The organism is Agathobaculum sp. Marseille-P7918, from assembly GCF_900625105.1.
Taxonomy (GTDB): Bacteria; Bacillota; Clostridia; order Oscillospirales; family Butyricicoccaceae; genus Agathobaculum.
The window spans coordinates 23462-31988 of record NZ_UYYD01000014.1; the positions used below are offsets into that span (position 1 = coordinate 23462).

General features: G+C 52.7%; 4 protein-coding genes and 1 pseudogene. 1 reads left to right on the plus strand and 4 read right to left on the minus strand.

Features of this window, described 5'->3' with window-relative positions; all coding sequences use genetic code 11:
- Positions 1-23: 23 nt before the first annotated feature.
- From EJL02_RS13135 to EJL02_RS13150, 4 genes are all read right to left on the minus strand, one after another.
- Positions 24-1463, minus strand: coding sequence for an aminoacyl-histidine dipeptidase (locus EJL02_RS13135; protein ID WP_125116813.1), 1440 nt, complete (start codon positions 1461-1463; stop codon positions 24-26).
- Between the two features lie 25 nt (positions 1464-1488).
- Complete coding sequence (locus tag EJL02_RS13140) at positions 1489-1833, minus strand: hypothetical protein (RefSeq protein ID WP_125116814.1); 345 nt, start codon at positions 1831-1833, stop codon at positions 1489-1491.
- A complete protein-coding gene (locus EJL02_RS13145; protein ID WP_125116815.1) occupies positions 1830-2189 on the minus strand; it encodes a PqqD family protein in 360 nt (119 codons plus the stop codon). Before EJL02_RS13145 ends, EJL02_RS13140 begins: the two co-directional genes overlap by 4 nt.
- 72 nt (positions 2190-2261) lie before the next feature.
- Positions 2262-4142 (minus strand): OPT family oligopeptide transporter, encoded by a 1881-nt coding sequence (locus tag EJL02_RS13150; protein ID WP_442858023.1) that lies wholly within the window; start codon positions 4140-4142, stop codon positions 2262-2264.
- 1189 nt (positions 4143-5331) lie between these two features.
- On the opposite strand from EJL02_RS13150, the pseudogene EJL02_RS13155 reads away from it, so the two are divergent.
- Positions 5332-8527, plus strand: a pseudogene (locus EJL02_RS13155) (hypothetical protein); the annotation flags it as partial.

An 8527-nucleotide genomic window follows, 5' to 3' on the forward strand; every position in this document is an offset into this window, starting at 1 on the left:
AGGTTTTTGTTGCGGGAAAGCGATTATCTGGCGCGCTTGAGCACTTCCAGCAGGAACTTCCAGACACGCTGTACCGAAGAGATGCTCATGCGTTCACGAGGCGTGTGCACGCCTAAAAGGTCGGGGCCGATGGAAACGCAGTCCAGGCCGGGCATTTTTCCGGCGAACAGGCCGCACTCCAGACCGGCATGGATGGCTTCGATTTTCGGCGCCTTGCCATACTGTTCGGTAAATACTTCCGCCATCAGCTCGCGCAGGGGAGAGTGCTCCTGATACTGCCAGCCGGTGTATTCGCCTTCGAATGTCACGCGGCCGCCAAGCTGCGCCATCAGGCAGGCCATGCGGCGCTTGAGCATTTCCTTTTGGGAGTCAATCGAGCTGCGCAGGCTGAATTCGGCACAGAGTTCTTCTGCTGCTGTGGTCAGAATGCCGAGGTTGAGTGAGGTCTGCACCAGACCCGGGATATCGGCGCTCATGGCTTGAATGCCGTTGGGCAGGCAGGTCAGCATGCAGATGACCTTGTCGGTGGTCACGGCATCCATTGCCGGCTGCGTCGCCTCTTCCGCCTGCGCGGTGACGAACAGGTTGGGGTCGGGCAGATGGTACTCGGATCGGAGCACATCGTTCATTTCCGCGAGCGCGTCGCGTGCAGCCGCTTGATCGGCCACCACGACACACGCCACGGATTCGACCGGAATGGCGTTGTTCTTTAACCCGCCATCGACCGATACGATGCGCAGCTCGGTGCAGGCGGCTGCGGCCTGCAAGACGCGGCCCATCAGCATATTGGCGTTGGCGCTTCCTTTGTCGATTTCCGAGCCAGAGTGGCCGCCGGTCAGGCCGCCGACTGTGATGCGCAGGGCGCAGCCGGAGAAGGCTTCACGGCGGAGCGGCAGGATGCAGGTGGTGGTGTTGCCGCCCGCGCAGCTGACGGTGAAGACACCCTCAGCTTCCGAGTCCATGTTGATCATCCGACGGCCCTTGAGCGGGCTGACGTCGATTGAGGCTGCGCCGAACAGGCCGGTTTCCTCATCCGTGGTGAATACAGCTTCCACACGCGGGTGGGCAATGTCGTCGGCGTCAAGAACGGCCAGCGCCATCGCAACCGCAATGCCGTCGTCGCTGCCCAGCGTGGTGCCCTTGGCGCGGACCCAGTCGCCGTCTACTTCCAGATCCAGGCCTTCCTTTTCCATGTCCTTGGCACAGCCGGGCTCTTTTTGGCATACCATGTCCAGATGGCCCTGCAAAATCATGGGTTCCGCCTGCTCGTAGCCGGGCGTGGCCTCTTTGATGATGATGATATTGTGGTCGGCATCCTGATGGTATTCCAGATTGCGCGCACGCGCGAAGTCCGCGCACCAGTCGCTGACGGCTTTGGTGTTGCCGGAGCCATGCGGGATGGCGCACATCTGCTCAAAAAAGCGGAATACGCTTTGGGGTTCTAATTGTGCCAGTACATCCATGATACGATACTCCTTTGTAAAATGCTTATGGTTTGCGTTTGTAGCAGGCGCTGCCGGCCGGTTCGAGCAGCTGCTGTTCCAGCATGTAGCGGGTCAGCTTTTTGGCAAAGGTGGGCGCATCCTGCACCTGTACCTGCCTGCGGGACCAGAACTGCCCGGCCTTGACCGTTTGAATCTGGCGGGCGATTTCCTTCTGGGTGATGGTAGGGTGATGCTTGAGGTAGGCGAGCACACGGGCCGCGCACTTGCTCAGCAGGACCCGTTCCAGATCCGCCGCTTGGGTCATGCTCTTGCGCAGGCCCCAGACATACAACAGGGCGGTGACCGCGGCAAACAGGAGGATACCCAAAATCATCTGTCCTGTCGTCATGCCGTTCCCTTATCCTTTCCGCGAAACAGGATGAAATGGTTGTTGTGCAGAATCTGCATATACTTGACCAGCCGGTCGTATAACGGTTCGGCCTGCTCGCCGAACTGCGCTTTCATTTTTTCCGCCAGATCGCCGACCGTCCGGATGCCGTCAATCTCTTTCCACAGAAAACTGCCGTAGGTGTCCAGCTTGATATGGCTGACGCGGGGCGTGTGAAAGAACTTCTGGGCGATGCGCGCATAAAAGCCGCGGTGCACCATGTCGATCGTGACGATGCCCTGCGCATCCTCGGTCCAACTGTTCTGCGGATTGACCACAGGGACGAAATCCAGATAGTTCTGCGGCTTTTTTGCCATGCTATCCTCTCCTCCTGTCATGCTCAAACAGGGCTGCATGCCAAAGGATACAGCCCTGTTCGGAAAATGTTTTTACTTGGTTTTCTTTTGCTCTTTGGTGGCAAAGAAGTACATGCTCAGCAGCAGCACTGCGAACACGATCAGGCCGCCGATCCGGCCGATGCTGAACGAGCCGCTTATGTCGATGAATTCGCCGACATTGCTGCCCGCACCCATCGGGATGACGGCGAGCATGGCCAGAATGATGCCGACAATGCCTTCGCCCGCGATCAGGCCGGAGGAATACAGAATGCCGGACTGGATGACCGTATTCTTTTCCTTTTCGTCGCGGTACTTGCGCTTGTCAAGGAACCAGCGCAGGATGCCGCCCAGCATGATCGGAACGGACAGGTAAATGGGCAGGTACAGGCCGAGCGCGATCGGCAGAACCGGGAGACCCAGAATCTCGATGACCAGCGCGATAAACACACCGGCAAAAACAAGGTTCCAGGGCAGGTTGCCGCCCATAACGCCTTCGACGATCATCTTCATCAGCACAGCCTGCGGCGCGGGCAGGGCGTCAGAGCCGTAACCGCCCCATGCCATGGACAGCAGGTACAGGATGCCGCCGATGGCGATCGAGGAAACCACAACGCCGATCAGCTCGCCGATCTGCTGCTTTCTCGGAGTGGAACCGACCAGGAAGCCGGTCTTGAGGTCCTGCGAAGTGTCGCCGGCGATCGCCGCGATGACGCAGATGATGCCGCCGATGACGATGGCAGCCGTCATGCCTTCCGCACCGACCGTGCCGGTGGACTTGAGCAGGATGGTGGAGATCAGCAGGGTAGCGATCGCCATACCCGAAACCGGGTTGTTGGAAGAGCCGATCAGGCCGACCATGCGGGAGGATACCATCGCAAAGAAGAAGCCGAAAACAATGACGATCAGCGCGGTGAAGAAGTTCAGCGGGATCGCGGGAATCAGCCACAGGGCCAGCGCAACGATCAGCACGCCGATCAGTACGCTGCGCATCGAGATATCCTGTTCGGTGCGCAGGGTGCTGGCTTCACGGCCCTTGCCATAGACGCTCATGGAATCCTTAAAGGTGCGGACGATCATGGGCAGGGACTTGATCAGGCTCAGCACGCCGCCGCAGGCTACGGCGCCGGCGCCGATGTAACGCAGGTAATTGCCCCACAGTGCGGAAACGCCCTTGGCGGCAACCTGCTGGTTGATGGTCATGTCGGTGACCGGGAAGAGGATGGCATCGCCGCCGAACAGGCACATGAGCGGCATGATGACCAGCCAGCCCAGCACACCGCCGGCAAACAAATAGGAAGATACCCGTGCGCCGCAGATGTAGCCGACGCCGGCCAGAGCGGGCAGCACGTCGATGCCGACACCCGAGCCCTTATAAGCGGGGATGTCATAGGTGATTTCGCTGGGGAAGATCTTCAGGCCGTCGGCCACGAACTTGTAGATGGCGGCAATGAACAGACCGGAGAATACGGTCGAGGCCTTGGAGCCGCCCTCTTCGCCGGCGATCAGGACTTCGGCACAGGCCTGTCCTTCGGGGTAGGCCAGCACGCCGTGCTCCTTGACGATCAGCGCGCTGCGCAGGGGAACCATCATCAGTACGCCCAGCACACCGCCGCACAGTGCGATCAGGCCGATCTCCACCAGAGACGGCACATCGCACAGGCCGTCCTTCGCCCACATGAACAGAGCGGGCAGGGTGAAGATGGCGCCGGCCGCGACGGATTCACCGGCCGAGCCGATGGTCTGCACCATGTTGTTCTCCAGAATGGAGTCCCGGCGCAGGATCTTTCGGATGATGCCCATCGAGATAACGGCGGCGGGAATGGAGGCAGACACGGTCATGCCGACTCGCAGCCCAAGATAGGCGTTCGCGCCGCCAAAGACAACTGCCAGAATGGCACCCAACAGAATGGATACCACGGTAAACTCGGGCATTACTTTGTCAGCGGGAACATAAGGTTGGAATTCTTTCTTTTCCACAACATTCTATCCCTTCATTTTGTTTACTGCCTGCACTGCTGAACGGTAAAACCATACTTTTTCAGTTTAGTGCAAGTGACCTATCTATTCTATACAATAACATACGGTTCGTCAAGGCAAAAAAATATATATTGTGATAAAAAACGCCAAATTCATAACAAATAAACGTAATTTCGCCGCAGGTAAGTACATTTTTTGATAAAGTAGGACAAGTTTTGGAAGCCGGACAGCGGCCGGAGCCTGCAAGTGCGGCGAATGCGGCTGAAAAGCAGCGCCTCTCGCGGAGAAAAGCGGGAGGCGCTGCTTGGGTTGTGAGCCGGTATGTATTGGAATGTGAAAAGTGGTCTTTAAGATGGAGCGGGGACAGCAAAGTCGCAGGGCACGTCCATTTGATAGGAGTAGGGTGGTTGTTCCTGCGAGTGGGCGATATGCTGGCCGGTTGCGGTTTTTGCAAGCGGAATACTTGCAGGTAGTCGCGTTGCTCGTCCGGGATGCAGTCAATCAGGCTTCAGAGCAGCAGAATGAGCCAACAGGGCAAGGTGTGATGCACACCGTGGGTCAGGTACTTCGGATTTTGAAAGATAGGCAAGTCGCCTTTGGACAGAAAAATAGCTGCTGGAGTAAACGCTCCAGCAGCTTCTATTTGTATAGTATATGTTTGGATTATTCTTCCGTTCAGATTCGACTACTTGTATCTGGCGATACTGCAGAATGCTCGATTTATCTTTTGATTTTTGGTATATCTGCTGGAAAATGCTGCAAAATTAAGGAAAAATTGCACGGTTGTAACTTTTGCTCGGTAAAATGATAAGAAATAAAAGGATACATGAGTAATGCACACCTGTATCCTTGTGGAACGTGTTAAAATTTTCTAAAATGCTTGTGAATAGGCGGATGTTATGGTGTGATTTAAACATAAAATTCATGTTAATATGCGAGTTTTATAAGCAAAATAAACAAAAACAAGGGCGCGGAGCAGGAGGGTGATGCAATATAAATAGAACGGGAAGCGGATCGTTTTGCTAAGATGGAGAGTCGATCTGTATAAAATCAGCAGGCGAAAATGTGGCATTCGCGCCGCACTTGCTAAAGGATAGATCGATTTTTTGGAAAGGAGAATGTCAAAATGCGAATGAGGCGGACTATGAGAAAACGCTTTGGAAGCATGCTACTTATTGCAGCATTCTTGATGACGTTATTGCCGGGTTCTGCATTTGCTTTAACTACAGGCACTGGCAAAGAAATCAGAGTCCGGGCAGAACATTTCTGCGTTAACGATTCTGGGGAGTATACGCAGAAACTACTGGATGCTGAGGATGTCTTCGGCGGTATCGAAGACGAAATAACTGATTCTCTAATTACAAATTTTGAAGCAAATATAATTAACACATACGTTTATTCTCCGGATATGCCCGAGAGTGAGCGCGACGGTTCAGTAATCCCATACTTTTTTGACATGGCAGGTAGAAAATGGGAACTTTATAAAGTTTTTGTTGCCAATGGTCGGGAAGTAGAAACGCCTGGGGATCAATCTGAGTTAATGAGTCCAGCTGAGATTCAATCAGCAACTGCCATAGAGAATTACATTGTTGATACCTCTAATATTAATCTGGACCCTGGTCAGAGCAACTATTATTTTATTTGGTATGGGTGGAAGCTTGCCGATGGCGAATCAGTAGATGTCACCTCCTATCAGGTCAGCTATGACCTAAAACTTCCCTCGGGTGTCACAACCGTGTATCCCGTGGTAGACTATGGCACAGCTGGAATGAAAATGGATATAGCTGACGGCGATGGCAACAAAACGCAAGTTTCGGGTGACTTGGATAAATTGGCCGGTTCTTTTTACAACAATTCACCATACACCGTATCCGATTTCAGCCAATTCAACTTTGGATATGGCTATGCAGATTTCTTAGCATTCAACATTTCCCAGCACAATAATTACTATGATTTTGTAGGTTGGCAGGCAAATGACGACACAAGCAAGCTTTATGACATCGGTGAGGAAATCGAAGATATCTCTGCGCTTGCAGATGAAAACGACACTATAACCTTTACTGCTCAATGGAAAGAGATTGATTTGCTGGATGATGACGGGTTGGCTCAAGCTGCTCAAACGATCTCTTTGGATGGATTTGTCGGCAGTGACGAAATCGACAATAATGTCCTGATTGTACAGTCTGTGAGAGATGGCATGGACAAGACGGATGAAGAAGTGTCTTTGTCTAAGAATGAGGAGATTCATTATCTCGTATCTGCACATGTGAATTCTGCTTTGACACAGGTTCCTGATTCTGGCGGTATGACATTTCAAAGTAGTTTTGCAGAATTTACTTACCAAGTGAGCATAGACAGCAAACTGGAATTTGCAAATGAGAGAGAAGACGGAACAGTAACCATAATATTTGACGCTTCGCCGGATAAACTCCATGACTATGCACCAGTTGTCTTGAAGTCTGGTTCTGAAACTAACATTTCAGGAGCCACTGTACAAAACACGGCTGAAGGAATTTATTCCATTACCTTTAATCCTGAAAATGTGCCAAGGAAAAATGATGGCTATTATATTGAGATCAGGCTGCAATGGAACAATAAGAATGTTGGAAACACCGATGCGAGTGCAGATCTGTCGATTCGTGGGCTGGATTTCAAACTCAAATCCGGCAGCAATTGGACCGCGAACGAAAGCGTGCAGACCTCTGCTAATATTGTTGGCCAGTTCAGCATGAGAGATAAGGTGATGCAGCCTCGTGCGTATTACATGACCGCTTCAGCTCGATTGACAAGCAGCTGGGAAGGTTGGAAAGAGTATTTCGTCAATGAATCGGATCCTAACTCTTACCCTGTTTCCTTTGTTCATGCAGTTCAATTTATGGACTATGAGTTGGCTGACATTGACCTAAGCACCGATACAAGTGCAACATTGAAGGCCAACACGGTCACTGCCAAGTGTCCCAATACAGTCACCATCACCCCGGCGGATATCACGGTCTACACTGGCGGCGAAGGCTATACCGGTGTGGTGGACGGCGAAGGTCAAACTACAACGACTGAAAATGGTCTGCCGGAGCCCGGGTATTTCATTACTTTGCCGAATTGGATCAATGAGCAGTTGGGCGGCCATGCCAATGCAAAAGACCTGTCTGAAATGATTGTGCTGACCTATGACGATGATCAAGGCAATCATAAAGAATGGAACCTTAAGCCTTACGGCACAGATGCGCATAGTACGGATGTGGCAGGTGTAACAACAGCTCGCTACATCTACCGCATTGTGCCTGGTGAGGGAACGGGCAACATTCCGGTTCGCCTGCAGTTAACAGATCCGGATAATCCGGAACAGGTAATCTCCAGCGATGAATTTGTTCCCAGCAGTGATGAGCAGTATAAGGCATATGATATGCGCATCTACACAGATGAAGTAACGGCTGACAAAGTCACTGCGAAGATTACGGTCAACGGCCAAACATATACCTGTAAAGTTGACGGAACAGAAGGCCAACTGGTAGTCCGTGGTTTGACTGCCGATAATGCAACAACCGAAATTGTGAAAAACGAAAATGCTGTTTCGGGCAGCAACATTTCTGCGGTTGCACCGGCTGATGTTACCTACTATGTCAACGGAAGCAAGGTGGAAGTTGCCGATCCAAGCGGCGTAAAGCTTCTGGTAGATGATGTCCTGAGCGACGGTGTGCTGGCTCAGTACATCGAGGACAATATGGCTGACATTCCGGATGGTAATTATACCTACGAGGAAAAGTATCTGGATCTGGTGGACACCAAGAACGGCAATGCTTATCTGACCTTGGGTGATGGTCAGGAAATGACAATGTACTGGCCGGTGCCGGCGGATATGGATACCAGCAAGGATTTCCATATTGTGCATTTTGAAGCGCTGGATCGAAATTATGCCGATATGAGCAGCGAACTTGAAAAAATGCCTCCGGAAGTGCTTGCGTCGAATCTGGTAACGGTTGACGGCAAGCAGTATGTAACATTCCAGACGGATTCCTTCTCGCCGTTTGTGCTTGTATACGAGAAGGAGACCACTTCTGGCGGCGGTGGCGGAACCACAACCTACACCATCACGGCGAGCGCAGGCACGGGCGGTACAATCGACCCGAGCGGCAAGGTCAGCGTGACGGCCGGCAGCAGCAAGACCTTCACGATTGCGGCGGCAGACGGCTATGAGATCGCGGACGTGCTGGTGGACGGCAAGAGCGTGGGCGCGGTCAGCACCTACACCTTCGAAAAGGTAAGTGCTAACCATACGATCTCTGCTTCCTTCGAAAAGGGTCTTGTGGTTGCGGATCCGGATGATACCGGCGTTTCCTCCT